The sequence below is a fragment of the Streptomyces triticirhizae genome (assembly GCF_003696235.1).
GTDB classification, from domain to species: Bacteria; Actinomycetota; Actinomycetes; order Streptomycetales; family Streptomycetaceae; genus Streptomyces; species Streptomyces triticirhizae.
Map to the genome: position 1 here is coordinate 1 of NZ_RFFJ01000348.1, position 2,889 is coordinate 2,889.

At 71.8% G+C, this 2,889-nt stretch carries 1 protein-coding gene and 1 pseudogene; both read left to right on the forward strand.

The window, feature by feature from the left end:
- Positions 1-181 (forward strand): annotated as a pseudogene (locus tag EBN88_RS29425) (ATP-binding protein); the annotation flags it as partial.
- Positions 182-606: 425 nt separating this feature from the next.
- Positions 607-2,889, forward strand: a 2,283-nt coding sequence (locus EBN88_RS29430) for a nitrate- and nitrite sensing domain-containing protein (RefSeq protein ID WP_122400035.1), incomplete at its 3' end; no start/stop codon positions are given.

Consider the following 2,889-nt stretch of genomic DNA (forward strand, 5'->3'; position numbering starts at 1 on the left):
GTTTGTGATCGCTTTGAACGGGTTTGATGGTCATCAGCCGTACTCTCCCGAGGAGGTGCGGGAGGCGTTGCAGATCGGTCCTGACGCGCCGATCATCACCACGGACGCGCGGCATCGCGCGGAGGCGAAGAGCGCGTTGATCACCCTCGTCGAACACGCCCTGTTGGCCCGCCTCCACTGAGCGCCAAGGCTGGCCCGCCCTGTGTTCTCGCCCACGTCCCACGGGAGTTCGTAACGATTCGGTCGATGGTCCCCCCGTGCGATGTCTACGCGTGGCGAGCGTTCCGTTCCGCTCCGCGTGCGAGTTCGCCACCGTATGTCGCCTCTGGGGCGCGATGCCCGAATTGGGGTGCCTCGTCTCGGCTGAAAACGGACGACCGGGGGGATTGGAAACTCTTCCCCAAGCGTGCTGGAATCCACACGACTCCACAGTCATGGCGGCTGGCCCCTGCCGGCCGTCACTGTCGAGAGGTGAGATAGCCAGTGAGCCGCAGCAGCGCGACTCCCCCGAACCCGGGGGCCGACCCCCCGGGGGGCGCGGGGGAGGCGGAGGACGCCCGCAACGCCCGCCCGGGCGACGCCGATTCGTCCGGTGTGCCCTCGGGGATGGCGACCGGTTCCCGGTTCGCCCCGCGCAACTGGCGGGTGGCGACCAAGCTCTACGCGATCCTGATGATCCCCGTGGTCATCGCGCTGGTGCTGGCGGGGCTGCGGGTCAGCGCCTCCCAGTCCACCTGGCGCGAGGCGCAGGACGCCGAGCGCACAGCCGAACTGGTGCGCGCCTCCACGGCGTACGCCCACGCCCTGATCGACGAGCGGGACGTCACCGCCAGGCCGCTGCTGGAGGGCAACCGCGAGGCGTCCATCGTCGGCGAGGCGCATCGGGTCACCAACGCGGCGCGCGACGAGTTCTACGCGCGCTGGGAGGACGCCCCGCACACCGAGAGCCTCCGCCACCGCATGGAGGGCGTCACCGAGGCCGAGCCGCAGCTGGACGCGCTGCGTCAGCGCGCCTACACCGAGCAACTCCCGGCGGTCGAGACCGAGGAGGGCTATGTCGCGGTCCAGCACCCGCTGATGTCGTTCGCCAACGAACTGGGGCTCGGCACCGACAACCTCACCTCCTACGGCCGCACCGTCTACGCCGTCTCGCTCTCCAAGGCCGCCAGCTCGCTGCAACGCGCCATCGGCACCCACCTGTTGGTCGCCCCTGGCCCCGGCGACTCCGCCCACCAGCTCCAGCTCACCGCCTTCAGCTCCTACGCCTACCTGGAGGAGATCGCCAAGGCCGAGTACGGCTCGGCCGGCACCCCAGGGGACGTCGAGCGGCTGGAGGAGCGGCTCTCCGAGGCCGGCCAACAGGCCGCCGTCGAGGCGCCCAACGCCTACAGCCTGCCGGTGATGGTCCAGCTGATCGGCTCGGGGGCGAGCCCGGAGGAGCTGGCGGCGCAGGGTCTGACCCCGGAGGCGTGGTTCGCCGCCGCCACCGCCGAGTTCGACGCCTACCGCGACATCGAGGAGGACCTCGTGGACGCGGCGGTGGACGAGGCCGGCCAGATCGCCTCGTCGGCCCGCACCGAGATGTTCGTCAACTCGGCCGCCGTGCTGGTCGCCCTGCTGCTGGCCTTCGTCGTCGCCGGCCTGATGGCCCGCTCGATGAGCCGGGACATGCGCCGGCTGCGCGCCGCCGCCTTCGAGGTCGCGGGGCGTCGCCTGCCCGCCGTCGTCGACCAGCTCTCCCAGGTCAACCCGGGCCGGGTGGACACCGCCGTCACGCCCATCCCCATCACCAGCAGGGACGAGATCGGCGAGGTCGCCCGCGCCTTCGACCAGGTCCACCGCGAGGCCGTGCGGCTCGCCGCCGAACAGGCGCTGCTGCGCGGCAACGTCAACGCGATCTTCACCAACCTCTCCAGCCGCAACCAGGGCCTCATCGAACGCCAGTTGGGCCTCATCTCCGAGCTGGAGTCCCGCGAGGCCGACCCCGAGCAGCTGGAGAACCTCTTCAAGCTCGACCACCTGGCCACCCGGATGCGGCGCAACGGCGAGAACCTGCTGGTCCTGGCCGGTGAGGAGTTGGAGCACCGCTGGAACCAGCCGGTGCCGCTCGTGGACGTGCTGCGCGCCGCCGCCTCCGAGGTGGAGGACTACAGCCGCATCGAGACCACTGGCGTTCCCCCGTGCGAGATCCACGGCGCGGTCGTCAACGACCTGGTGCACCTGCTGGCCGAGCTGTTGGAGAACGCCACCAGCTTCTCCTCGCCGCACGCCAAGGTCAGGGTCACCGCCACCAGGCTGCCGGACGCCCGGGTCATGATCGAGATCCACGACAAGGGCATCGGACTGAGCCAGGAGGACTTCGCCGAGATCAACCGCAGGCTGGCCGCCCCGCCGGCCGTCGACGCGGCGATCTCGCAGCGGATGGGCCTGTTCGTGGTCGGCCGGCTGGCCGCCCGGCACGGGATCAGGGTCCAACTTCGGCCATCCGGCGAGCAGTCCGGCACCACCTCGCTGGTGATGCTGCCCGAGTCGATCACCCACGGCGGCGGGGGCCAGATCCCCGAGCAGGAGGAGCGGTTCACCGTCTCCCGGATCATGCGCCAGGACGGCGGCATCTCCGCCGCCGAGCGCGAGGCCGGGCTGCGCACCGCCGCCGAACTCGGCTTCGACGACTCGCGGTACGACGACGCGCGCCCCCTCGACCCTCCGATCGAGGCCGAGCCGGCGCCGCGGCGACTGCCGGCCGGCACGGCCGACCAGGGCCTCGCCTCGGGCGACACCATGCGCCTGGACCTGCGCGCCGAACCGCGCGCCGAGGCCCGCCCCGAGCCGGCCAACGGCGACTGGAGCCAGGCCCCGCAGGGCGGTTGGCCGGCCGCCGCCCCGGCC